Origin of the sequence: Amycolatopsis sp. NPDC058340 (genome assembly GCF_042723975.1) — a bacterium.
In the GTDB taxonomy this organism is placed as follows: Bacteria; Actinomycetota; Actinomycetes; order Mycobacteriales; family Pseudonocardiaceae; genus Amycolatopsis.
In genome coordinates, this window is sequence record NZ_JBHXIB010000049.1 from 25890 (window position 1) to 48811 (window position 22922).

Below are 22922 nucleotides of genomic sequence, written 5' to 3' on the forward strand. Positions count from 1 at the left end.
GCTTTCGCGTCATCCCCGACTCCCCGTCAGAACTTCGTGCCCAGCCAGGTCATCGCGACCGGGCCGCCCGCCGAGACGCCACCGATGTGTTCCAGCAGCGGGAACTCCTGCCAGGTGACGTCGGCGCCGAGGGCGCGGTAGCGGTCGAGCAGGCCCTTGCCGACCGAAAGCGGGATCAGTTCGTCCAGTGACGCGTGGTACAGGAAGACCGGCGCGCCCGGTTTGGTCTTGCCCGCAAAGTTCTCGCCGAGCCGGGCCTGCCAGCGCGGGTCGGACGAAACGTTCGGAACGGTCGTGAAGTCGTTGAGCCGCGCGAAAGGCGCCGCGGCACCGAGTTCGACGGTGCACGCTTCCTTGACCTTCGCGACGGCCCGCTCGCCCTTCGCGTTGAGCACCTCGTCGAACGGCAGTTCCGGATACGCGGTCGCGTAGCCGACGGCGGCGCCGAGCACCAGCCCGAACGCCGGACCGCCGTCGTTGAACTTCAGGACCGCGTTCAGATCCGCCGGCACCCCGCCTTCCGCGACGCCGACCAGGTTGACGTCGGGAGCGTAGGACGGCTGCAGTTCGCCGGCGAACGCCGCGGCCTGACCTCCTTGCGAGTAACCGAAAACGCCGACCGGTCCGGTCTTGGACAGGCCCGCCTCGGGGACGTTCGAGGCGGCGCGGGCGGCGTCGAGGACGGCACGGCCTTCGGACTGGCCGACGGCGTAGGTGTGCGTGCCGGGGGTGCCGAGGCCTTCATAGTCGGTCACGACGACCGCCCAGCCGCGCGAAAGCGCTTGGCTCATCAGGAGGACTTCGTTCTCGGACCCGTTCGTCAGCCGGGTCGACGGCGCGCAGCGGTCGCCGAGGCCGTGAGTGCCGACGGCGTAGCTGACCAGCGGGCGCGCGCCCTTCGTCCACGGCGTGTGCGGGACCAGCAGGATGCCCGACACCGTGTTCGGCTGTCCCGTCGCCGAGGTGGAGCGGTAGTGGAGTTTCCATGCCTTCGCCGGGGCGGTGGCGACGACCGATTTGTAGTCGACCAGATCCCCGGGCGCGCTCGGCGCGGCTTGCGCGGCGGGCGCGCCGATCAGGGTGGCTGCGAGGGCTGAGACCAGAACTGTCCGAAGCACCGTTGCCTCCAGTTTGGTAATCGAGATTTTCGCAATGTAGGCGCTGTTGCTAGCATCTGGCAATCCCTGTTACCGAATCGGGGGAGGTCGAGTGGCCCGCACCTATGGCGGGGTCGCGCCCGAGCAACGGCGCGCCGAACGGCGTGAACGCCTGCTGCTGGCGGCCCTGGACCTGTTCACCTCGACGGGCTACCAGCAGGCGAAGATCACCGAGTTGTGCACCCGCGCCGGCGTCTCGACGCGGAACTTCTACGAGGAGTTCGAGAACAAGGAGAAGGTGCTGCTCACCCTGCACGAGCGCATCAACGCGCTCGCGCTGGAGCACGTCACCGGCACCCTGGAACGCCTGCGGGACGCCGACGCGGTCACCCGGATCGGGACGCTGCTCGACGTCTTCGTCAGCACGGTCACCTCGGATCCCCGGATGCCGCGGCTGAACTACGTCGAGGCCGTCGGCGTCAGCGCCGCCTTGGAGGCGCAGCACCAGGAATGGGTCGACCGGTGGGCCGCGTTCATCGAAGCCGAGGCCCGGCACGCCGCCGAGCACGGGGTGGCGCCCGACCGCGACTACCACCTGACGGCGATCGCGCTCGTCGGCGCGGCGACCGGCCTGCTGCGCGAGTGGCAGGCGCACACCCCGCCGCTGCCGGTCGCCGACGTCGCCGCCGAACTCCGTGCCCTGATGCTGGCCGCGATCACCCGGCCCGCCTGACCCCGCGTTTAGTCCTCTGAATGCGGTCCTTGCACACGCAAGTACCGCATTCAGAGGACGAAACGCGTCAGGAGGCGGCAGAGGCCCGCCGGAAGGTGTTGTGCAGGACCGCCAGAAGGGCGTCCCGCACCGAGAGGCGCTGCCGCGCGTCGAAGGTGATCAGCGGGACGTCCTCGCTCACCGCGAGCGCCCAGCGCACGTCTTCGAGATCGTGTTTGAGCGAGCCGTCGAAGACGTTCACCCCGACCACGAACGGCAGCCCGGCCTTCTCGAAGTAGTCGACGGCCGGGTAGCAGTCGTCGAGCCGCCGGGTGTCGACGATGACGAGCGCGCCGAGCGCGCCCAGCACGAGGTCGTGCCACATGAACCCGAACCGGTCCTGCCCCGGCGTGCCGAAGAGATACAGCTTCACCTCTTCGTCGATGGTGATGCAGCCGAAGTCCAGCGCCACCGTGGTGGTGGTCTTCGACGGCACCTCCCCGCCGGAGCCGTCGACGGCCGCGCCCGCCGAGGTCATGGCGGCCTCGGTGGTCAGCGGTTTGATCTCGGAGATCGCGCCGACGGTGGTCGTCTTGCCGACCCCGAACCCGCCGGCGATGACGATCTTGACCGGTGTCGGCGGTTTGGCCGGCGCCGGTTCAGCGAATTGCTTCGAGTCCACGAATGACCCTTTCGATCATGCCGAGGTCCTGGGTGAAGGCTCCCGCCGGGCGGCGGAGCACGACGTAGCCGAGCGCGGCGAGATCCGCAACGAGCACCCTGGCCACGCCGATGTGCAGGCCGAGCATCGCCGCCACCTCGGCGACGGATTTCGTTTCCCGGCAAAGGGAAACGATCTCCCGTCGTTCGAAGGTCAGCCTCGCGTGCGACGCCGCGCCGAGCCTGCTCGTGAGCACCTGAGCCTCGATTTCGAGCGTGCCGTCCACCGGCTGCGCGCGGCCGGCGGTGAGCAGATACGGGCGTAGCGGCGAGATGCCCTGTTCGGCGCCTCGCGGCTGGGGTACCTGATCGTCGCTCATTCCCTTGTCCCCTCGTCAGTTCAGCTGCCGACGCTCTTCTTGAGTTCCTCGATCAGCGCGGGGGTGAGCACTTCGGTGGCCCGGTTGGCGAACATCGCCATCTCGTAGGCGATCGTGCCGAGGCTGGCCTGTTTGGTGGCGAGCACGCCGAGCGAACAGCCGATGCTGATCGTGCAGACCAGCAGGTAGCCCTGCTCCAGCTCGATGATGATCTTGTCGGGCGAACCGAGCGGGTGGCTCTCGGAGACACCGTGCGCGAGGCCGAGCATCGCCGAGCAGATCGCGGCCAGCCGGTCGGCGTTGGCGCGTTCCAGCTCGGACGACATCGCGATCAGCAGGCCGTCCGCCGAGACGGCGATCGCGCCCATCGCGCTCGCCGTGTTCTGCGCGAAGCGCGTCACCAACCAGTTGAAGTTCCGGGCTTCGACGCTGACTCCGGTCGTCATCTCTTGCTCTTCTCTCTCTGTTCCATCTCCGGGTTGACGGCTTTCTCCAACCCGTCACTGAAGGCGTCGAACGCGGCACGCTCGGCCTCGGGGTCACGCATGCCCTTGGGCTTGGTGGTGTTCAGCGCCGCCCGCGCGGTCTGGTGCCGCGCGGCCGGGCCTTTCGCCAGTCCCGGCGCCAGCTGCGCGCCGGGGACCCGCCTGGTGAGGCCGCCGCGCGAGGCGGCGGGCACCGGTGTCGGGGTCGGCATGGGCGCCGGGGCGGGCGCGGGCGGTGCGGTGGCTTTCGCGAGTCCGGCCTCGAACCCGTCGAAGGCCGCTTTGGCCGCTTCCGGATCATGCCTGGACTTCTGCCGCGCCGGCGCTTCGGGGGCACCGGGAAGCTGCGCGCCCTTGACCCGCCGGCGCAGCCCGCCGCGGGTCTCGCCGGGGTCGGCGGCGGTGAGCGTCGGCGCGGGAGCTTGGTAAACGGGCTCCGGCGGTGGCGCAGGTTCCGGGATGGCCCCGTCGGTTTTGCGGAACCACCGGAAATCCCTTGGCTGCAGGCCGTCGCGCGGGATCATCCCGGCGATCGCCAGTGTCGGCGGTTCGCTCCGGGCCGCCTTCTGCCGCGGCTCCGGCAGCGACGGCGGTTCGGGTTCGTCGACCGGTTCCGCCGTCGGCCACACCGGCGGCGCTGGGACGGACTTCGGCGCGGGAGGCCGATAGGTCAGCAGATCCGGCGGGATGGTGATCCGCGCGGTGATACCCGCTCCCGGCTCGGTCTCGGCCAGTTCGACCTTGAGGCCGTGCCGTCGCGCGAGGCGTCCGACCACGAACAGGCCGAGCACACTGGTCGGCGCGAGTTCGAGCCGTTCGCGTTCGACCAGCCGCTGGTTCTCCTCGGCGAGCCGTTCCGCGGTCATGCCGATGCCCTGGTCCACGATCACGATCAGGCACGAGCCGTCGGGCAGGATCCTCGTGCCGACGTCCACGAAGGACTCCGGCGGGGAGAACGACGTCGCGTTCTCCAGCAGCTCGGCGAAGATCAGCACCAGATCGGAGCCGAACGGCGACGACAGCAGGACGTCGCCCATCGAGCCGAGCCGCACCCGCTGGTAGTCCTCGATCTCCGCGAGCGCCGAACGCAGCGCCGTCGAGAGCTCGATCGGACCGGAAATCCTCGCCTCGTCCCGGTTTCCCGAAACGACGAGCAGGTTGTCCGCGTTCCGGCGCAGGCGCGTGGAGAGGTGGTCGAGCCGGTAGAGGCTCGCCAGCAGTGCGACGTCCTGCTCGTTGCGCTCCAGTTCGTCGACCAGCGCGAGCTGCCTGCCCACCAGGTTCTGCGTGCGCTTCGCGACGTTGGCGAACATCAGGCCGACGTTGCGCCGCGTGACGGCCTGCCGTTCCACCAGTTCGGCCGCGGTGGCCTGCACCCGGTTGAACGCCTCGGCCAGTTTGCCGAGTTCGTCCTGCGAGGACACGTCGATGGTGGCGAGCCGCGGCGCGAGCTCTTCGGCCTGCTCGGTGTCGGTGACGCGGACCAGTTCGGTACTCGCGAGGTCCGCGACCGACGTCGCCGCCGTGGTCAGCTTCCGCAGCGGATCCGCGATCGACCGGCTGACCGCGATCGCGAGCCCACCGACCAGCAGGAACAGCACACCGGCGCCGATACCGATCGTCCACGCCAGGTTCTGCGCCGCGTCCGCCCGCGCGGTCGCCGCGTCGGTGATGCCGGTGGTGACCGCGTCCTGGGCGAGCCGCCGCTGGTTCGACTGGGCGTCGACGGCGCCGAGGATGTCGGGCAGCAGGTTCTGCACGGCCTGCGGGCCCCGGGCCTCGGGGAGCCTTGCCTCCAGCGCGTCGACCCGGCGGCCCGTCTCGCCCTGCTCCACCGCGACGACCTGCGTGGCCTGGGTGACGTCGGCCTGCTGCACGAACCGTTCGAGGAACAGCGACGACTGCTGTTTCGCGTCGGCCAGCACCGGCGTACCCGATTCGGGGGTGACCAGCACGATGATCAACGCCATACCGCGCAACGAGTTCTCCTCGTTCGCGCGCAGCAGCGCGTCCAGCGCCGTCAGCTGCTGGGTGCCCGCCGCGTCACTGGTCTGCTGCGGGACGAGGCGGAGCGAGTTGATGACCGCGTCGATCACCGCGTGATAGGTCCGCGCCACACTGTCGAGTGAGGCGCCGCGCCGCAGCGCGTTCTCCCGGATCTCGTTCAGCGACCCGATGCGCACCAGCGCCGCCGCGAGTTCTTCCGGCGCGTCGGCGCTCAGCTGCGAACGCACCTGGTTCACCGTTTCCGCGACCACGCCCTGCTGTTTCAGCATCGCCGAACTGCTCGCCGACGTGGACGCGATGTAGTGCGCCGTCAGCAGCCGCTCGCGCTGCAGTTCCCAGGCGAGCGTGCCGAGCGCGCGGGCCTGCGACGCGACGTCGGCGGTGGTGCGGGCGGACCGGGCGTCGTCGATTTCCCCGGCGACGTAGGGCACCGACACCAGGACCACGGCGGTCAGCGGCAGCATCAGGAGGAGGTTGAGCTTGCCCCGGATGCCGAGCCTGCCGAGCAATCCGGACCGCGAGGTGCGGTCCTTCCCGTGCCTCATGGTCACCTTTCTCCCCGGCTCCGCCCGAGGTGTCCGCGGTGCTGTTCCCGGACGAGGTCTTCGATGGACGCGCGCAGCGAGACGAACTCGGGCGCGCGTTTGACCGCGAGGTCGCGTTCAGCGGGCAGGTCGACCGCGATGTCCGCGGCCACCCGGCCCGGATCCGAGGCCAGCACCACCACGCGCCCGCCGAGGAACACGGCCTCCTCGACGTCGTGGGTCACCATCAGCACGGTGGTGCGCGTGTCGGTCCAGATCCGGCGGATGAGGACCTGCATGTCCTCTTTGGTCTGGACGTCCAGCGCGCCGAAGGGTTCGTCCAGCAGCAGCACGTCCGGCTCGCACACGAGCGCCCGCGCGATGGCGACCCGCTGCTTCTGCCCGCCGGAAAGCTGTTTGGGCAACGACTTCCGCAGGTGGCCGAGCCCGGTCTCGTCGAGATACCAGTCGATCCGGCGAGCCCGCTCGGCCTTGTCGATGCTCAGCAGTTCGAGTCCGAACGCGACATTGCCCTCCACCGTGCGCCACGGGTACAGCGCGCCGTGCTGGAACACCAGCCCGCGATCCGGGCCCGGCCCGGTCACGGCGTCACCGTCGAGGGTGATCATGCCTTCGGTCGGCTCGGTCAGCCCGGCGATCAGCGACAGCAGGGTCGATTTGCCGGATCCGCTCGCGCCGACGACGCAGACGAAGTCGCCGCGCGCGATGTCGAGGTCGATCCCGTCGAGCGCGCGGGTGGTCTTGCCGCGGACCGTGTAGTCCTTGGCGACCGCTTTCAGCTGAAGCGTCATGCCGCCCACTTCCCGACCCTGGCCCGCAGGAGCCGCAGCGCGATGTCGATGACCAGTCCGAGCAGGCCGATCACGATCAGCAGCGCGAAGATCCGGTCGGTCTGGGTGAACCGCTGCGCCCGCATGATCCGCAGGCCGAGCCCGGCGGTGGCGTTGATCAGTTCCGCGACCACCACGAAGTTCCACGCGGCCGCCGCGTTCACGCGGGTCGCGTCGATCATGCCGGGCAGCGCGTGCGGGACGATCACCTTGCGCAGGACCTCGCCGCGCCGCGCGCCGAGCGTGTACGACACGTCGAGCAGGGACCGCGGCACCCCTCGGACGGCGTCGGCGATCATCAGCGTGTTGAAGAAGACCGTGCCGAGGAACAGGACCGCGACCTTCGACGGTTCGCCGAGGCCGAGCCAGATCATCAGCAGCGGGATGAACGCGCTCGCCGGCAGGTAGCGCAGCATCGCGATGACCGGCTCGAACAGCGCCAGCCCCGCGTCGAACGTCCCCATCACGATGCCGAGCGGCACCGACACGAGGATCGCGAGCCCGAAGCCGAGCAGCACACGCTGGGTGGTGGCCCAGAGGTCACTGAACAGTTCACCCGACTCGATCATCTTCAGCAGCGCGTCGAACACCGCGACCGGTGTCGGGAGGAACAGCGGCTTGATCGTGCCCAGCGCGTTCAGCGTCACCCAGATCAGCAGCGGGACGACGAACGACGCGACCGCCAGTGCCCACCGCCAGCGCGCGGGGATCGGTGTCCGGAGCGAGAACAGCGGGGAGGCGTTCGGTTTGAGGCCCGCCCGGCGGGGCAGTGGCGACCAGTCCGGTCGCGTGCCGCGCCGCGCTTCCTGCGCTTCGGCGAGCCGCTGCTCGTCTTCGAGACGTCGTGCTTCGGCCTCGTCGGCGGCGTCCGTCCGCTGGGCGGCCCGGCCCGTCGCGTCCGTGGCGCTCACTTCACCGCCTTGACGAACTGGTCGTCGAACAGCCCGTCGAAGTTCGGGCGGCTCTGGGCGAGCCCGTTGGAGACGATGAAGTCGGCGATCTTTCCCGCCTGGAAGTTCAGGTGGGCGGGGGTGACGCCGGGGGTGAACGCGTCGAGGTTCTGCTGCTTGGTGAAGATCGTGGTGCCCGCGTCGTAGGACTTGTACTCCTCGACCGACACCGCGCCGCGTTTCGCCATGATCTTCACGGCCTCTTCGCGGTTCTGCTTGATCCAGGCGATCGTTTCGAACCAGGTGTTCACCAGCGCCTGGACCTCCTGCTTGCGCTCCTTCGACATCTGCTCGGAGACGACGAGGTGGTCCGGGATGGCGCCGGGGAACTCGGCGGACGTCGCGATCGCACGGCTGCCGGGACGCTCGAGCGCCTTCGAGGTGAAGGGGGCGAAGGCGGCGACGGCGTCGACCTGCTCGCCGACGAACGCGGCCGCGGCGGCGTCGGTCAGCAGCGGGACGATTTCGACGTCCTTCTCGGTCAGCTTCGCCTCCTGCAGCGCGAGCAGCAGCAGGTAGTGGTCGACGGTGCCCTGTTCGACGGCGATCTTCTTGCCCTTGAGGTCGGCGACGCCGGTGATGCCCTGGCGGGCGATGATCTTGTCGTTACCGGTCGAGTTGTCGTTGACCAGCACCACGGACAGCTTCGCGCCACCGCTGACCGAGGCGAGGGTGTCGTTCAGGGTCTGGCTGTTGGCGTCGATCGCGCCGGAGGAGAGGGCGTTGATGCTCTCGGTGTAGCTGTCGAACCACTTCAGGTCGACGTTCACGCCGTTCTTCTCGAAGAGCCCCTTCTCCTGGGCCACCGCCCACGGGAACCAGCCCGGCCAGGCGCTGTAACCGATGGTGACCTTGGTGCCGGAAGCGGCCGTACTGTCGGAACAAGCCGAAAGGGCGGTCACGCCCGCCAGCGAAAGGGCGCACAACAACGCCGTCATCAGACGGCGGGAACGGGAAATCACAACGCACTCCTGGGGAAGGGGAGTAACTCGGGCGTGGAAAGTTCCGGCTGTTCGAGCGCAGGACTGATCGACCGGTGTCGAACTCCCTCAGTGGAAGCCCGGCCGGCAATGGCGGATGGTGCGGCCGCACACCCGGCCGTCCCGTCCTAACCTCTGAACATATTGGATAGAGGTGATCACCCCGTTGCTCTCGGCGGCGATCCTATCGAGTGGCGCAAGGTCTACCTAGTGTGATCGTCGGCTCTTGCACGATTCGCTGTCACATTCTGCTAAATCCGCCCGTTCGCCCCAATGGGCGGACTCGCGCGGGGTGGACAACCCGGTCCCGGAGGCCGTACGTCCATCGGGTGGCGGGTGAAATCTCCGCCCGCCCTTCGGGAGGGAGCAGAGGATGAAAATTCGTTCGGCCGCGTTGTGCGTCGCGGGGGCGGCGATCTTGTCCACCTTGGCCGGTGCGGGACAGGCGAACGCGACGAGACCGTCGAGTCTGGTCATGAGCCCGAGCGCCGTCGCCGCAGGTGGGACGGTCACCGCGGATATCTACTGCCTGCGCCCGTCCGGCGCCGGCGAGCTCGCGACGACCCTCGTCGCGGACGGTCTCGCCGCCCCGATCCCCTTGCGGGTGGTCGGCGACGGCGGCACCGGCGGCATCGGTGTCGCGTTGCGCGGCGACGGTCCGGTGGGGACGGTGCCGGGGCGCTACACGGCGGCTTACGACTGCTGGGGCTGGATCGTCCGCGCGGAGTTCACTGTCACGAACTGACAGAAGCGAAGGCCGGTTTCGGGACGCGAATTGCCGTCACGGAGCCGGCCTTCGCTGACACATCTCGCGAAGATGTTCCGGCGGTAATTTCTGTCAATCGACAGAATTGGCCCGGGTCCGGAAGAATTGTTCGCGGAGTGGCGGAATGCCGGTGAAACAAAAGGGGAAGAATTCCTTGCCGATCCCGCGCGGACCCGGTCTGTCCAGGGCATTTCCGCCGTTTGTGAGTCCGGGCCCGATTTCGCGGGACCTACGTTCGACCTTGATCGATCAGGCCGGGCCAGGTAACGGGGAGGTGACGGCTTGCGGTCCAGTGGCTACACACAGATGATCCAGGAGGGGTGGCGGGTGTCACCGTTCAGTGGGTTTCGCCGTCGCGTCCGAGGCAATACCGTCGGCGGCAGAGCCGAAGTCATGGGCCCCGATCGGGTACGGAGGTTTGGCGGATGATGCCGGAGATCAAGGAAGGCGCTGCCGGGAACGGCGACGCCGTCGTACGCCTGCCCGGGATGCGGGTGGCCTACGAAGGGGCCGCCTTCGACGAATCCGCGCTGGCGGAGACCTGGACCGCCCAGCTGCAGGACTGGCTGAACCAGGCCGTCTCCGCCGGGATCGCCGAACCGAACGCGATGGTGCTCGCCACGGCCGACCCGGAGGGCAGGCCGTCCTCCCGGACCGTCCTGTGCAAGGGCCTCGACGAGCGCGGCGTCGTGTTCTACACGAACTACACCTCCACCAAGAGCCACGACCTCACCGCGACGCGCTACGCGTCGATCACCTTCCCGTGGTACCCGTTGCAGCGCCAGGTCCATGTGCGCGGCGAGGTGGAGAAGGTCAACGTCGCCGAGACCGCCGAGTACTGGGCGTCCCGCCCGCGTGGTTCGCAGCTCGGGGCCTGGGCCTCGCCGCAGTCCCGCGTCGTCGACGGCCGCCGTGCCCTCGAGACCGCGCTGCACGGCATCGAGCGCCGCTTCGCCGACGTCGAGAACATCCCGTTCCCGCCGCACTGGGGCGGGTGGCGCATCCGGCCCGACGTCGTCGAGTTCTGGCAGGGCCGCGAGGACCGCATGCACGACAGGCTCCGCTACGTCCGGACCGACGACGGCTGGCAGATCGAGCGCGTCGCGCCCTGATTCAAGGCGCGTGAAGGCCCCCTTCCCTCGGCTCAGCCGAGGGAAGGGGGCCTTCACGCGTGACCGGGTGACTTAAATCGCGCGCGGATGGTTAGTTAGCGCGGCTAAGCTGTCGGGTTGTGAGTGACGACGTGGGGGTTGACCAGCGCAAAGGTGTCCGCAAGCTGTTCGGCTCGATCGTCGTCGACACCCGCCCGCTCAAGATCCCCGCGTTCCGCCGCCTCTGGCTCTCCACCGCGGTCACCGCGATCGGCAGCCAGCTCACCGCCGTCGCGGTCCCCAAACAGGTCTTCGACCTCACCGGCTCGTCGGCGTACGTCGGCCTGACCGGTCTGGTCGCCCTGATCCCGCTGCTCGTCTTCGGGCTCTGGGGCGGCGCCATCGCGGACGCCGTCGACCGCCGCAAACTGCTCCTCGTCACCAACGTCGGGGTCACGCTCACTTCGGCGGTCCTGTGGCTCCAAGCGTTCCTGAACGTCGGCTCCGTCTGGCTCGTACTGGGCCTGCTCGCGGTCAACCAGGCGTTCTTCGCGGTCAACATGCCGACCCGCAGCGCCGTCGTCGCCCGCCTGGTCCCGGACAACCTGATCGCGCCCGCGACCGCGCTGAGCAGCACGATGGCCACCTTCGGCGCGGTCTTCGGCCCGCTGCTCGCCGGTTCGCTGATCCCGATCCTCGGCCTCTCGACGCTCTACCTGATCGACGTCATCGCACTGACCTTGACCCTCGTCGCGGTCTACAGGCTTCCCCCGATCCCGCCGCTCGGCGAGATCGCGCGCCGGGCCGGGATCCGCGACATCATCGACGGCTTCAAGTACTTGGCCACGCAGAAGATCCTGCTGGCTTCGTTCCTCGTCGACATCATCGCGATGGTCGCGGGTATGCCGCGCGCGCTGATCCCGGAGATGGCGGAGCGCACCTTCGGCGACCCGCCCGGTGGTGGCCCGGCGTTGGGCTGGCTGTACGCCGCGCTCCCGGCGGGCGCGATGCTGATCGGCCTCTTCTCCGGCTGGCTGACCAGGATCCGCAACCAGGGCGCGGGCGTGATCGTCTCGGTCTGCGTCTGGGGCGCCGCCGTCGCCGGTTTCGGGCTCGCGAACTCGCTGTGGCTCGCGGTGTTCTTCATGGCGCTCGCCGGCGCCGCCGACATGGTCAGCGCGATCTACCGGATGTCGATCCTGCAGGTCGCCACCACCGACGAGATGCGCGGACGGCTGCAGGGCGTGTTCACCGTCGTCGTGGCGGGCGGCCCGCGGATCGCCGACCTCACCCACGGCTGGGCGGCCGCCGGTGTCGGCACCGCCGCCGCGGCCTCCGGCGGTGGGGTGCTGGTCATCGTGCTGGTCGTCGGCGCGGCGCTGCTGATCCCGTCGTTCTGGCGGTACCGGGCCCCGGTGGACTGAGCCGCCCGGTCTATCGTCGGGCCCATGCGTATTTCACGGGCGATCGTCCTGTTCGCCGCTGTCATCGCGACCCTTTCCGCCTGCTCGTCCGGTGACGAAAAGACGGGCAACGCGGCCAAGCCGTCGAGCCAGGCCCCCGCACCCTCAGCCGCGCCGAGTTCCTCGGCCGCTCCCACCGGTGGCGCCGGCTCGAAGGAACCGTGCGCGCTGCTGCCGGCCGAGGCCGTCGGCAAGGCCGTCTCCCTCCAAGGTGTGACGTCGGCGCCGGGCCCGGTGCAGGACAACGCCGCCAACGGGGGCAAGGCCAAGAGTTGCGTCTTCTCGGCCGCAGGCAAGCAGATCGGCGCGCTCGCCGTGACCCGCTTCGAAGGCAACAAGATCAAGCCCGCCGAGATGGTCGCGGCGCTGAAGAAGGCGAAGGCGAACGCGAAGGACGTCGCCGGTGTCGGCGAGGGCGCCATCTACTACACCGACGAGAACAAGACCGCGACGCTGGCGGCCGCCGAACTCGTGGACAACGTCCCGGTGCTGGTCAACTACACCGGCCCGGCGAAGATGACGCAGGACATGATGGTCCCGCTGGTGAAGACCGCGGTCGACGCCAACTGAGCGAATTACCCAAAGGCGGCCTTCGTCAACCCGTGACGAAGAACTGACCAAACCGGACTGTCGGCCACAGACGTGATGCGGCACACTCTTGCCGCATGGCGGACACGACGACAACAGAACAGACCGGTCCGGCCGGTCAGCCGAGCCTCAAACGGGTCATGGGTTCCAAGCTCCTGCTGTTCTTCGTGGTGGGGGACATCATCGGGACGGGCGTCTACGCGCTCACCGGGCAGGTGGCCGGCCGGGTGGGCGGCGCGCTCTGGCTGCCGTTCCTGATCGCGTTCGTGGTCGCGTTCATGACCGCGTTCAGCTACCTGGAACTGGTCGGGAAATACCCGCAGGCGGCGGGTGCCGCGCTCTACACGCACAAGGCGTTCAAGATCCGCTTCCTCACCTTCATGGTGGCGTTCGCGGTGATGTGCTCCGGGATCACGTCGGCCTCCTCGGCGGCGAAGGCCTTCGGGGAGACCTATCTCAAGGAGTTCATCACCGCGCCGATGCCGCTGGTGGCGATCCTGTTCGTGATCGGCCTCGCGCTGATCAACTTCCGCGGGGTCTCCGAATCGGTGAAGACCAACGTGGTGCTGACCTGCATCGAGATCGGCGGTCTGCTGATCATCATCGGGGTCGGGGTATGGGCGGTGCTGAACGGCAACGGGGACGCCTCGCGGCTGGTCGAGTTCGACACCGAGAACCAGACGATGCTGGTGGCGATCACGTCGGCGACGTCGCTGGCGTTCTTCGCGATGGTCGGTTTCGAGGACTCGGTGAACATGGCCGAGGAGTGCAAGGACCCGATCCGCATCTTCCCGAAGGCGATGCTGTGGGGCATGGTCATCGCCGCGACCATCTACATCATGGTCTCGGTGACCTCTTCGCTGCTGGTGCCCGCGGACGATCTGGCGGCGGCCAAGAGCAGCGCGCTGCTGAAGGTGCTCGACGTCGGGGCGCCCGGCTTCCCGCGCGAGGTGTTCTCCGCGATCGGTCTCTTCGCGGTCATCAACTCGGCCCTGATCAACATGCTGATGGCCAGCCGTCTGCTCTACGGCATGGCGAACCAGCGGATCATCCCGAAGCAGCTGGGCACCGTGCACCCGTTCCGCCGCAGCCCGTGGGTGGCGATCGTGTTCACCAGCCTGATCGCGATCGGCCTCGTGTCCTTTGTGGACATCGGGGTGCTCGGCGGTACGACGGCGCTGCTGCTGCTGGCGGTGTTCGCCATCGTCAACGTCGCGGTCTTGGTGCTGCGCAAGGAGAAGGCGGCGCACAAGCATTTCCGGGCGCCGACGATCATCCCGGTGCTGGCCGCGATCTTCTGCGTCTACCTGGTGACGCCGTTGTCCGGGCGGCCCGCGCGCGACTACAAGGTCGCCGCGATCCTGCTCGGCGTCGGCATCGTGCTGTGGGGGATCAACTGGCTCCTCATGCGGGCCACGCACAGTGAAGAGGACCGGCAGCCCGTCGAGCCGCCGGTCGGCTGACCTCGCCGGGCGGTTTCGGGTGGTGTGAAGGGGACTTTCGCCGCATTGGACGCGGGGAAAGTCCCCTTCACGCTGCCGTCACACCGTGTTCTTGAGCTCGATCAACCGCGGCTGAGCGCCTGGTACTCCACCGGGCTGTGGGCCGAGAACACGGTGACCTCGTCGGCGTGTTCCCGGCTCAGCTCACGAAGCCGCTCGACGTTCTCCAGCCGCGGTTTGCGCAGCGTCTGCACCATGTTCTGGAACGCGGTCATCCCCGGCGGGCAGTGCGGCTTCACGGGATCCATCTGGCCGTGGAAGAAGTACGCGTCGCCCGCGTGCAGCAGCCAGCCGTCGCCGGTGTCGACCGCGACACCGGTGTGGCCCTTGGTGTGTCCCGCGAGCGGCACGAGCAGGATCTCCGGCGGCAGGCCCTTGAGCTCGCGGACGGCCTGGAAGCCGAACCAGTCGTCCCCGGCCTCGTCGTACATGCTCCACAGTGGACGATGGGCGAACTGGTTGGCGCGGAAGCGCAGCTTCTCGCTCTGGTTGGACGGCGACGTCGCCGCGTCGTGCTCCGCGGTGCGGACGTGCACGACGGCGTTCGGGAAGTCCGCGAGCCCGCCCGCGTGGTCGACGTCGAGGTGGGTGCAGATGATGTGCCGGACGTCTTCGAGCCGGTGGCCGAGCGCCTCGACGTGATGGGCCGCCGTCTCCGTCTCGACCGGCTTCGCGCCGACCATGATCGTGAACGGCGTGCCGAGCCACGCGCCGGGGTTCTCGACACCCTTGCGGCCGAACCCGGTGTCCACCAGAACGAGCCCGTCGCCGGTCTCGACCAGCAGGCAGTGCGCCACCAGCTCCGAACGGCGCAGCAGCCCCGGCTGGCCGTCGAGCAGCTTGCCGCCCGGTGCGCGCATCGTGCCGCAGTTCAGGTGGTGGACCTTCATAGCCTGCTCCTCTGGCTGAGCCGTTCGAATGCGGCGGCGTCGTGCGCGGCGAAGACCGTCACTTCGGCACCGTTGTTACTGACAAGTTCGCGCAGCCGGCGCTGGTTGTCCAGTCGTGCCGTCTTCTCCGTCTGCATGTACGACTCGAAGAAGCCCAAGGCGAAGGGGATATGCGGGTTTCGCTCCAGCTCGCCGCCGTGGAACACGGCGTCGCCGGCGTTGAGGAGCCAGCCGTCACCCGTGTCGACCGCGACGCCGGCGTGGCCGCGGGTGTGCCCGGCCAGTGGGATGATCAGGACGTCCGGGACCCCTTCGAGCTCGCGGACGGCGTCGAAACCGAACCACGGCTCGCCGTCGGCGCGGTACGACCGCCAGAGCGGCCCGTGGTCGAACTGGACCTTGCGGTAGCGGCTCGCCTCCTTGCGGTCGATCGGCTTCTCCAGCGCCTGGAGCTCGCGGGCGTGGACGTGGACCCGGGCCTGGGGGAAGTCGACGAGCCCGCCCGCGTGGTCGAGGTCGAGATGGGTGAGCACGATGTCGCGCACGTCGGCCGGATCGAAGCCGAGCTTGCGGATCTGGGTGGTGGCGCTGAGGTCGTCGTCGCTGTCGGGGTGCACCAGCCGGACGAAACCGGCGCCGAGCCATTCCACCGGCCGGGTGACGGTGGGCGTCCCGACGCCGGTTTCGACGAGCACGAGCCCCGTGTCGGTCTCCAGCAGAAGACAGTGGCAGATCAGTTCGGCGCGGCGGAACAGGCCGGGCTTGCCGTCGATGAGTTTGCCGCCGACCGGCCGCATGGTCCCGCAGTTCAGGTGATGGACGCGCATCAGGAGAGCTCCCGTTCGAGTGTGGTGCGGAGATGAGGGGCGATCGCGCGCAGCGGCGCGGTGTCGTGCAACGTCTTGGCCAGCAGCAAGCCGCCCTCGATGGCGGCGAGGACGACCGTCGCGAGGTGGTCCGCCTTGTCGGTGGCCAGCGCGCCGGCGATGACGGTGTGCCAGGAGTTGTAGCCGTCGGCGCAGGCCTGGCGGATCACCTCGCTGTCACCCGACGCGTCGAGCGCGACCGTCGCGAGCGGGCAGCCGCGCTGGAAATCCGACTCCTCCAGCGAGGTCGCCAGCGCGTCGACGACGGTCTCGATACCGGTGACGATGTCGGGCGCGTTCGCGGCGATCGTGCGCAGCTGGTCGCAGAGCCGGTCGGCGGATTGACGGATGGCCTCGGCGGCCAGCTGCTCCTTGCCGCCGGGGAAGTGGAAGTACAGCGATCCCTTGGGCGCGCCGACGGCGGCGACGAGCTGGTTGAGCCCGGTGGCGTGGTAGCCCTGCTGGTGGAAGAGGTCGGCGGCGGAGTCGAGCATGCGCTGCCGGGTGTCGGTACGGCGAACCATGCGGCCGACTGTAACCCAAACTATGACGACCGGTCTAGTAAGACTAGTTTACACAATCCTCCTTGTTCGCGAAGGTTTGTGTAAACTCAGTGGCGAACCGATCAGCGATCGAAGGGAGCGGACATGGTCGATTCGGCCCAGTTGCTCCCGGTCGCGCAGGCGGCGCGGGCTCTGGAGATCTCGCGAGAGCGCGTCCGCGAACTTGTGCACGGCGGCGGTCTTGACGCGGTCCGGATAGGCCGTGAACTGCTGGTCGACGCCCGGTCGGTCGAGCATCGGAGGAGCGTGGTGAAGCCCGCTGCCGGCCGTCCGTTCTCCGCCCGGATGGCGTGGGGATTCCTGTGGTCGTTGAGCGGCTATCAGCCGTCGTGGATCTCGCCGTCGGAACGAGTCCGGCTCAAGCGCTACGCGCGGGATCACGAGCCCGCCCAATGGCCGCGCCTGCTCTCCGGTCGCGCTCGCGTGCACCGCGTACGGATGCTGGCCGGACCGCTCGCACGCCTACGGGACGATCCGCACGCCGTCGTCAGCGGTCCTGTCGCCGCGGGGCGCCACGGTGCCGACCTGATGGCGGGCGGCGCCGATGAAGAGTTCTACGTGGACGCCGCCCGGTTCGACGAACTCGCGCGGTCACGGCGGCTCCGCCTGGACAGCCCGGAACCCAACGCGGTGATCCGTGTTCCCGCTCTGCCCGGCGTTCTGCGTCCGCCGGGAGCGGGCGGCCTTGCGATCCCGGCGGCCGTCGCAGCGGATCTGCTCGACGCGGGTGATGAGCGTTCTGTCCTTGCGGCGCAACAACTTCTCACTCGTTTGGGCGAGGTGCATAAGCTCGGCGGATGAGCGATTCCGCGCCGCCGCCCAGCCTGGGGACGCTGGCTTTGCCGCCGTTGCAGGGCGAGGGTGACCGTATCGTCTGGCCCGCGATGTTCGACCTCGCCGATCGGTTGCCGACGCCCTGGGTGATGATCGGCGGGCAGATGGTCATTCTGCACGGACTGCTGGCCGATCGTTCGATCCCACGGGTGACGAAGGACATCGATCTCCTTTTCGACGTCCGTTTCACGCTCGACGCGTTCCCGCGCGCACATGAAGTACTCAAGAAGCTGGGGTATGAGGTCGACGGGATCAGCGCCGACGGCAAGGCGCATCGCTATCTCCATCCGGCGACCGGCATGATGGTCGACCTTCTCGCCCCGGACAAACTCGGCGCCCGTGCCGCCCCGAAGCTCCGGACGCCTGCGGGAAGGATCGTCTCGATCCCCGGTGGCAAGACCGCGCTCGACGATGCACGGCCGCTCACGGCGACCTATGGCGGGAGAACGTCGACCTTGTACCTGCCGGGGCTGGCCGCCGCGCTGGTGGTCAAGGTGAAGGCCTTGATCGACGAGCCGCCGAGGCCGGGGATGTCCAGTCGTCACGTCTCCGACATCGCGTTCCTGGTTTCGCTCGTCGAGGACCCCGATGGACTCTTTCCCGGGGATCCGCCTGCCACTCCTCGTTTCGGACGTTCGGTCGATCCCCTCGACGACCCACTCCATCCTGCCTGGCTCGCGCTCGGCACTCCTCATGCCGAAGACGGGTTCAATGCTTGGGAAATCTTGCGCGAGACCGGGTAGCGTCGCGGTCCGTGTACACGCCCTACGCCGAACTCGACCAAGTCCTCACCGAGCTGGTCGCTTCGGCCCGCGAGATCCTCGGCGACACCTACGTCGGCGCGTACGTCCAGGGTTCCTTCGCGCTCGGCGCCGGTGACCTCCACAGCGACTGCGATTTCATCATCGCGACCACCGAACCGCCGAGCGGCCGGGCAGAAGCGGAACTTCGCGTGCTCCACGACGAGCTTCCCGCCAGGGAAGGCTTCTGGTGCAAGGAAATCGAGGGCTCGTACGCGGACATCGCGTCCCTGAAAACGAGCGAGGGGCTCGGAACCCCGTGGCTCTACTGCGACCACGGCCATCGCGTCCTCATCTGGGACACCCACTGCAACAGTCTCCACACACGCTGGATCCTGCGCCACAAAGGCATCGTGCTCGACGGCCCGCCGATCGCGACCCTCGTCGACGAGCCGCCACCGGACGCGATGCGCGCGGCGATGCGTGAGGAGTTGCACGGCCTGGTCGACGGCGTCCGGACGTGGGCGCCTTTCGACATCGCGTGGACCCAGCGCTACCTCGTGTCGACTTGCTGCCGCGTGCTCTACACGTTGCGCACGGCCGAGGTCGAGTCGAAACGCGGCGCGCTCGAATGGGCGCGCGAGCATCTCGATCCGCGCTGGCGCCCGTTGCTCACGCAGGTGCTCCTGGACCGCGAACTCGGCTGGGACCCGGAGGATCCGCCGCGCCCGGGCAGCCTCGAAGCGGCCTGCGAGTTCGCCGCGTACGCCGAGTCGCTAGACGCCGATCGCGGACGCTGACCCGCCGAACTGTTGCCGCAGCTCGCGTTTGAGCAGCTTCCCGGACGCGTTCTTCGGCAGTTCGCCGACGAAATGCACCGACTTCGGCACCTTGTGCGCCGCCAGCGACTTCTTCGCGAACTCGATCAGCTCGCCTTCCCCGACGGGTTCCTTCACCACGACCACCGCGGCGATCGCCTCGATCCACCGTTCGTGCGGCAGGCCGACGACGGCGACCTCGGCGACCGCGGGATGCGCGTACAGCGCGTCTTCCACCTCGCGTGACGCGACGAGCACGCCGCCGGTGTTGACGACGTCCTTGATCCGGTCGACGACGAACAGATAGCCCTCCTCGTCCTGCCGCACCAGGTCGCCGGAATGGAACCAGCCGCCCGCGAACGCCTCCACCGACTCCTCCGGCTTGCCCCAGTAGCCGGTGCACAGCTGGGGAGAGCGGTACACGACCTCGCCGAGTTCGCCCGGCGGGAGGTCGTTCATCTCGGCGTCCACCACCCGCGTCTCGACGAAAAGGACCGGGCGGCCGACGGAATCCGGCCGCGCGTCGTGCTCTTCGGGACGCAGGACCGTCGCGAGTGGACCGATCTCCGATTGCCCGAAGCAGTTGTAGAAACCGACTTCCGGCAGCCGTGCGCGCAGCGCGTTCAGCACCGGGACGGGCATGATCGAAGCGCCGTAATAGGCCTTGGTGAGACAGCTCAGATCCGCGTCCGCGAGTCCGGGATGGTTCGCGAGTCCCACCCAGACGGTCGGCGGGAAGAACAGTGAAGTGATGCCCTGACGCGGAATCCGCGCCAGGATGTCGCCCAGATCGGGCGCCTCGACGAGATGGTTCGTCGCGCCGACGGCCAGCCCCGGCATCAGGAACACGTGCATCTGCGCCGAGTGGTACAGCGGCAACGCGTGCAGCGGCACGTCGCGGTCGCTCAGGTCGAGCGCGGCGATACAGGACGTGTACTCGTGCACCAGCGCGCGATGGGTGAGCATCGCGCCCTTCGGCCGCGAGGTCGTCCCGGACGTGTAGAGCAGCTGGACGAGGTCGTCGTCCGACACCCCGGATTCCTCGTGCGGCACGACGGTCTCGTCCAGTGCCCAGTCCAGAACGTCCAGTGTGGACACATGCTCGACTCCGACGTGCTCGGCCAGTGCGGGATCGACGAACGCGACGGCCGGCTCGGACTGGGTGAGCAGGTACTCGAGCTCCTCGCCGCGGGCGTTGAAGTTCACCGGCACGTGCACCAGCCCGGCCCGCGCGCAACCGAGGTACAGCAACAGGTACGCGTCGGAGTTCTTGCCGAAGGCGGCGACCCGGTCACCGTGGACGAGTCCGCGATCGAGCAGCTTGGCCGCGACCCGGCCCGCCGCGCGGTCGAGCTCCGCGTACGTCCACACGCGATCGGCGAAGGTGAGGGCGACCCGGCCCGGGACGCGGCGCGCGCTCCGTTCCAGGACGCGGCCGACGGTGCTGGGGTAGCCGGGAACGGTCATCGCGGCGGTCTCCTTCGTCCGGGCGTGGCGTTCTCACAGTAACCTCGTCCGCATGGCCAATCCCACCGGAGAGCAGTTCGAGATCACCCGCGGCAACGCGCGAGCCGTCGTCACCGAGATCGGTGCCGGGCTGCGCGCGTTCGAGGTCGGCGGGGTGCCCTACGTCGAGGCGTTCGCCGAGGACGAGAAGCCGCCGAAGGGCGCCGGGCAGGTGCTGCTGCCCTGGCCGAACCGCACCAAGGGCGGCCAGTGGGACTACCAGGGCGAGAAACAGCAGCTCCCGATCACCGAAGAGGCGCGCGGCAACGCGATCCACGGCCTGACCCGGCACGAGGAGTGGGAGCTCCTCGAACACGCCGAGTCGTCGATCACGATGGCCATCGACGTCCCGGCGCAGGAAGGCTGGCCGGTGCCGCTGCGCGCGACGATCACCTACGAGATCTCGCCGCGTGAACTGGTGGTGACGCACGAGATCCGCAACGAGGGCGAGAGCCCCATCGGGGTCGGGCTCGGCACGCACCCGTATTTCCGCATCGGTGACGTGCCCACCGACGAGCTGACCCTGACGCTGCCCGCGAGCCGGGTCCGGCCGTATCTCGGCGACGAGCAGATGCCGTACGCCGACGAGCAGGACGTCGAGGGGTCCGAGTACGACTTCCGGTCCGGCAAGCTGCTCGAAGGCGTCGAGCTGGACACGGCGTTCGGCGGGTTGAGCGTCGCCGAGGACGGCAACCACCACCACGTCCTCTCGCACGGCGACCGGGAGCTGCTGGTCTGGGCCGGGCCGGATTTCCGCTGGGCGCAGGTGTTCACGCCGGACGACCTGGTCGGCCGCGGCCGGGCGGTGGCGATCGAGCCGATGACCTGCCCCGCGGACGCGCTGAACACCGGCACCGACCTGATCGACCTGGAGCCCGCGTCGTCGTGGACCGGGAGCTGGGGAATCCGGGTGCGCTGAGATGTCGCTTCTGCGCCTGGGGCCCGAGGACGCGGGCGAGGTGCTCACGCTGCAGCGCGCGGCGTACGTCCCGGAGGCCAGGGCGCACGAGAACATCGACCTCCCGCCGCTGACGGAGACGTTCGAGCAGGCCAAGGCGGCGTTGGCTGATCCCGCGTGTTCCACCTGGGGCATCAGGGAATCCGGGCGGCTGGTGGCGAGCGTCCGGATCGTCGTCGACGGCGGCGCCGGTCTCGTCGGCAGGCTCGTCGTCGCCCCGGACAGGCAGGGACACGGGCTCGGCAGCTCGTTGCTGCTCGCCGCCGAAGCGGCCGCGCCGCCTTCGGTGACCGTGTTCCGCCTGTTCACCGGGGAGCGGAGCGCCGGTCCGCTGCGGATGTACCGGAAGCTCGGCTACGTCGAGACGCACCGCACGCCCGAGAAGCACTACGAGCTGGTCCATTTCGAAAAGCCCCGCGTGCGGACCGGCGGCCCAGTTCGTTAGCGTGTCAAAGTATGTCTGACAAAGCACAGGTCAAGGCCATCGTCGGTGGTTACGTCGTCCCGGTCGACGGCGATCCCATCGACGGCGGCACGGTCCTCATCGAGAACGGGAAGATCGCCGCGGTCGGCACGGCCGCCGAGGTCGACGTCCCCGACGACGCCGAACTGATCGACGCCGCGGGCAGCTGGGTGCTGCCCGGGTTCATCGACGCGCACGCCCACCTCGGCGTCCACGAAGACGGCGAAGGCTGGTCCGGGAACGACACCAACGAGATGACCGACCCCAACGGCGCGCGGTTCCGCGCGATCGACGGGATCGACCCGTACGAGCCCGGTTTCGACGACGCGCTCGCGGGCGGGGTCACCAGCGTCGTCATCAAGCCCGGCTCGGGGAACCCCATCGGCGGGCAGACGATCGGCGTCAAGACCTGGGGTCGGACCGTGCTCGACATGATCTTCGCCGAGGGCGTCAGCGTGAAGAGCGCGCTCGGCGAGAACCCGAAGCGCGTGTACGGCGAGAAGAAGCAGACGCCGTCGACCAGGCTCGGCGTCGCGTCGACCATCCGGGACGCCTTCACCGCCGCGCGCAACTACGCCGCCCAGCGCGAGCACGCCGCCGGCGAGGGCAAGCCGTTCGACGTCGACCTCACCAAGGAGACGCTGGCCAAGGTCCTCGACGGGGAGCTGTACTGGGATCAGCACGTCCACCGCGCCGACGACATGGTCACCGCGATCCGGCTGGCCGACGAGTTCGGCTACAAACTGGTGATCAACCACGGCACCGAAGGGCACCTGATCGCGGATCTGCTCGCCGAGCGGGACGTGCCGGTGATCCTCGGGCCGCTGTTCACCACCAAGTCCAAAGTGGAACTGCGCAACCGCACGCTGCGCGCGCCCGGCATCCTCGCCAGGGCGGGCGTGCGGATCGCGATCACCACGGACCATCCGGTCGTGCCGATCAACTTCCTGGTGTACCAGGCCGCGCTGTCGGTGAAGGACGGCCTCGACCCCGAGACCGCGCTGAAGGCGCTGACCGTCAACCCGGCCGCGATGCTGGACCTCGACGACCAGGTCGGCTCGCTGAAGCCGGGCCTCGACGCCGACGTGGTCATCTGGTCGGGCGACCCGCTGGACGTGATGAACCGGGCGATGCGCGTGTTCGTGCGCGGCCGCGAGGTCTACCACTTCGACGAGGAGACCGGGGTCGGCGTCACCGAAGACCGCCGGTACCGCGAGGCCTGACCGTC

24 protein-coding genes are annotated in these 22922 nt (G+C 68.9%); 12 read left to right on the forward strand and 12 right to left on the reverse strand.

Annotated elements, in window-relative coordinates:
- Window positions 1-26: 26 nt before the first annotated feature.
- A complete protein-coding gene (locus ACFWIW_RS34270; RefSeq protein ID WP_378372270.1) occupies window positions 27-1118 on the reverse strand; it encodes a lipase family protein in 1092 nt (363 codons plus the stop codon).
- 91 nt (window positions 1119-1209) lie between these two features.
- Between ACFWIW_RS34270 and ACFWIW_RS34275 the strand changes: the two genes are divergently transcribed.
- Window positions 1210-1830: a TetR/AcrR family transcriptional regulator gene (locus ACFWIW_RS34275; RefSeq protein ID WP_378372271.1), complete on the forward strand. Its 621-nt coding sequence runs from the start codon at window positions 1210-1212 to the stop codon at window positions 1828-1830.
- Between the two features lie 67 nt (window positions 1831-1897).
- Here the strand turns inward: ACFWIW_RS34275 and ACFWIW_RS34280 are convergent, their stop codons facing one another.
- The 7 genes from ACFWIW_RS34280 to ACFWIW_RS34310 are packed head-to-tail and all read right to left on the reverse strand — an operon-like array spanning window position 1898 to window position 8628.
- Entirely contained in the window at window positions 1898-2491 is a 594-nt protein-coding gene (locus ACFWIW_RS34280) for an ATP/GTP-binding protein (RefSeq protein ID WP_063274257.1), read from the reverse strand.
- Entirely contained in the window at window positions 2469-2849 is a 381-nt protein-coding gene (locus tag ACFWIW_RS34285; RefSeq protein WP_034308529.1) for a DUF742 domain-containing protein, read from the reverse strand. The genes ACFWIW_RS34280 and ACFWIW_RS34285 overlap by 23 nt, the downstream gene beginning before the upstream one ends.
- Window positions 2850-2869: 20 nt before the next feature.
- The gene (locus tag ACFWIW_RS34290) at window positions 2870-3295 is read right to left on the reverse strand and encodes a roadblock/LC7 domain-containing protein (RefSeq protein ID WP_005156032.1); all 426 of its coding nucleotides are present in this window, start codon (window positions 3293-3295) and stop codon (window positions 2870-2872) included.
- Window positions 3292-5886, reverse strand: a complete 2595-nt coding sequence (locus tag ACFWIW_RS34295) for a nitrate- and nitrite sensing domain-containing protein (RefSeq protein ID WP_378372272.1) — start codon at window positions 5884-5886, stop codon at window positions 3292-3294. The genes ACFWIW_RS34290 and ACFWIW_RS34295 overlap by 4 nt, the downstream gene beginning before the upstream one ends.
- Before the next feature lie 2 nt (window positions 5887-5888).
- Window positions 5889-6677, reverse strand: a complete 789-nt coding sequence (locus tag ACFWIW_RS34300; protein ID WP_378372273.1) for an ABC transporter ATP-binding protein — start codon at window positions 6675-6677, stop codon at window positions 5889-5891.
- Window positions 6674-7627, reverse strand: a complete 954-nt coding sequence (locus tag ACFWIW_RS34305) for an ABC transporter permease (RefSeq protein WP_378372274.1) — start codon at window positions 7625-7627, stop codon at window positions 6674-6676. Before ACFWIW_RS34305 ends, ACFWIW_RS34300 begins: the two co-directional genes overlap by 4 nt.
- Entirely contained in the window at window positions 7624-8628 is a 1005-nt protein-coding gene (locus ACFWIW_RS34310; protein WP_378372275.1) for an ABC transporter substrate-binding protein, read from the reverse strand. The genes ACFWIW_RS34305 and ACFWIW_RS34310 overlap by 4 nt, the downstream gene beginning before the upstream one ends.
- Before the next feature lie 391 nt (window positions 8629-9019).
- Here ACFWIW_RS34310 and ACFWIW_RS34315 point away from each other — a divergent pair, with 391 nt between their 5' ends.
- The 5 genes from ACFWIW_RS34315 to ACFWIW_RS34335 all read left to right on the forward strand — a co-directional run bounded on the left by ACFWIW_RS34315 (window position 9020) and on the right by ACFWIW_RS34335 (window position 14017).
- Complete coding sequence (locus ACFWIW_RS34315) at window positions 9020-9391, forward strand: hypothetical protein (protein ID WP_378372276.1); 372 nt, start codon at window positions 9020-9022, stop codon at window positions 9389-9391.
- A 446-nt stretch (window positions 9392-9837) separates the two neighbouring features.
- The gene (gene pdxH, locus ACFWIW_RS34320; protein ID WP_378372277.1) at window positions 9838-10524 is read left to right on the forward strand and encodes a pyridoxamine 5'-phosphate oxidase; all 687 of its coding nucleotides are present in this window, start codon (window positions 9838-9840) and stop codon (window positions 10522-10524) included.
- 119 nt (window positions 10525-10643) lie between these two features.
- Window positions 10644-11927 (forward strand): MFS transporter, encoded by a 1284-nt coding sequence (locus ACFWIW_RS34325; RefSeq protein WP_378372278.1) that lies wholly within the window; start codon window positions 10644-10646, stop codon window positions 11925-11927.
- Window positions 11928-11951: 24 nt separating this feature from the next.
- A complete protein-coding gene (locus tag ACFWIW_RS34330; protein WP_378372279.1) occupies window positions 11952-12536 on the forward strand; it encodes a DUF3558 family protein in 585 nt (194 codons plus the stop codon).
- Between the two features lie 95 nt (window positions 12537-12631).
- Window positions 12632-14017 carry an APC family permease gene (locus tag ACFWIW_RS34335; RefSeq protein ID WP_378372280.1) on the forward strand — a complete coding sequence of 462 codons (1386 nt, stop codon included), beginning with the start codon at window positions 12632-12634 and terminating at the stop codon, window positions 14015-14017.
- Window positions 14018-14118: 101 nt separating this feature from the next.
- Here ACFWIW_RS34335 and ACFWIW_RS34340 read toward each other — a convergent pair whose 3' ends face one another.
- The 3 genes from ACFWIW_RS34340 to ACFWIW_RS34350 are packed head-to-tail and all read right to left on the reverse strand — an operon-like array spanning window position 14119 to window position 16336.
- Window positions 14119-14946: an MBL fold metallo-hydrolase gene (locus ACFWIW_RS34340; protein ID WP_378372281.1), complete on the reverse strand. Its 828-nt coding sequence runs from the start codon at window positions 14944-14946 to the stop codon at window positions 14119-14121.
- On the reverse strand, window positions 14943-15773 hold the full coding sequence (locus ACFWIW_RS34345) for an MBL fold metallo-hydrolase (RefSeq protein WP_240599524.1): 831 nt from the start codon (window positions 15771-15773) through the stop codon (window positions 14943-14945). The genes ACFWIW_RS34340 and ACFWIW_RS34345 overlap by 4 nt, the downstream gene beginning before the upstream one ends.
- The gene (locus ACFWIW_RS34350) at window positions 15773-16336 is read right to left on the reverse strand and encodes a TetR/AcrR family transcriptional regulator (protein WP_378372282.1); all 564 of its coding nucleotides are present in this window, start codon (window positions 16334-16336) and stop codon (window positions 15773-15775) included. Before ACFWIW_RS34350 ends, ACFWIW_RS34345 begins: the two co-directional genes overlap by 1 nt.
- A 123-nt stretch (window positions 16337-16459) precedes the next feature.
- On the opposite strand from ACFWIW_RS34350, the gene ACFWIW_RS34355 reads away from it, so the two are divergent.
- From ACFWIW_RS34355 to ACFWIW_RS34365, 3 genes are read left to right on the forward strand one after another with little or no spacing between them, the layout of a single operon-like run.
- Window positions 16460-17176 (forward strand): helix-turn-helix domain-containing protein, encoded by a 717-nt coding sequence (locus tag ACFWIW_RS34355; protein ID WP_378372283.1) that lies wholly within the window; start codon window positions 16460-16462, stop codon window positions 17174-17176.
- Window positions 17173-17952, forward strand: a complete 780-nt coding sequence (locus ACFWIW_RS34360; RefSeq protein ID WP_378372284.1) for a hypothetical protein — start codon at window positions 17173-17175, stop codon at window positions 17950-17952. Before ACFWIW_RS34355 ends, ACFWIW_RS34360 begins: the two co-directional genes overlap by 4 nt.
- 11 nt (window positions 17953-17963) lie before the next feature.
- Entirely contained in the window at window positions 17964-18749 is a 786-nt protein-coding gene (locus ACFWIW_RS34365) for an aminoglycoside adenylyltransferase domain-containing protein (RefSeq protein WP_378372285.1), read from the forward strand.
- Here the strand turns inward: ACFWIW_RS34365 and ACFWIW_RS34370 are convergent.
- Window positions 18726-20234 carry a fatty acyl-CoA synthetase gene (locus ACFWIW_RS34370; RefSeq protein ID WP_378372286.1) on the reverse strand — a complete coding sequence of 503 codons (1509 nt, stop codon included), beginning with the start codon at window positions 20232-20234 and terminating at the stop codon, window positions 18726-18728. The two genes, ACFWIW_RS34365 and ACFWIW_RS34370, sit on opposite strands and share 24 nt — an antisense overlap.
- A gap of 52 nt (window positions 20235-20286) precedes the next feature.
- On the opposite strand from ACFWIW_RS34370, the gene ACFWIW_RS34375 reads away from it, so the two are divergent.
- From ACFWIW_RS34375 to ACFWIW_RS34385, 3 genes are read left to right on the forward strand one after another with little or no spacing between them, the layout of a single operon-like run.
- A complete protein-coding gene (locus ACFWIW_RS34375; RefSeq protein WP_378372287.1) occupies window positions 20287-21192 on the forward strand; it encodes an aldose 1-epimerase family protein in 906 nt (301 codons plus the stop codon).
- A gap of 1 nt (window position 21193) precedes the next feature.
- A complete protein-coding gene (locus ACFWIW_RS34380) occupies window positions 21194-21676 on the forward strand; it encodes a GNAT family N-acetyltransferase (RefSeq protein ID WP_378372288.1) in 483 nt (160 codons plus the stop codon).
- A gap of 11 nt (window positions 21677-21687) precedes the next feature.
- Window positions 21688-22917 (forward strand): amidohydrolase, encoded by a 1230-nt coding sequence (locus tag ACFWIW_RS34385; protein WP_378372289.1) that lies wholly within the window; start codon window positions 21688-21690, stop codon window positions 22915-22917.
- The last annotated feature ends 5 nt before the right edge of the window (window positions 22918-22922 follow it).